This window comes from Frankia sp. CeRuru1 (assembly GCF_977966315.1).
Window position 1 is genome coordinate 9,213 of sequence record NZ_CDWWEW010000197.1, and the last position, 602, is coordinate 9,814.

At 67.6% G+C, this 602-nt stretch carries 1 protein-coding gene; it reads left to right on the forward strand.

Annotated elements, in window-relative coordinates; genetic code table 11:
* On the forward strand, positions 1–501 hold a 501-nt coding region (locus AC08OP_RS14860), incomplete at its 5' end, for an ISAs1 family transposase (RefSeq protein ID WP_476614744.1).
* Positions 502–602: the final 101 nt, after the last annotated feature.

The following is a 602-nucleotide window of genomic DNA, read 5'->3' on the forward strand; positions in this document are numbered from 1 at the left end:
AAACGGAACCAGCCGACGCTGTACCGGCAAATCGCCGCACTACCCTGGACCGAGGTCCCCACCGTGTTCACCGAACGGGACCATGGTCATGGTCGAGACGAGACCCGTACGGTCGCGGCTGCCACCGTGACCTTCCTCGATTTCCCGCACGCGGTCCAGGCAGCCCGGATCACCCGCTGGCGGCGGGTCACCGGCCGTGGCGCCAGCCGGGAAACCCGATATGTGATCACCAGTCATGCGGTGGGGACCGCTGACCCACAGACCCTGGCGGCCCTCGTCCGCGGGCAGTGGACCATCGAGAACCGTAGCCACCACGTCCGCGATGTCACCTTCCGCGAGGACGCCTCCACCGTACGAACCCGCAACCTGCCCGCGAACCTCGCGACCATCCGCTGCGCCATCATCAACCAGCTCCGCCGGGCCGGATCCCGGTTCATCCCCGACGGCCGCCGCGATCACACCCGGCCCACCGAAGCCCTCGACCTCCACGGATTCCCCTGACGCGCAGCCACTCAGGACGAACCGGAACAACCAGCCATCACGATCACATCCAGCACCCCAACCCAGAACCAGCCAAACCGCGAACTTGCCGGAGCCCTGGG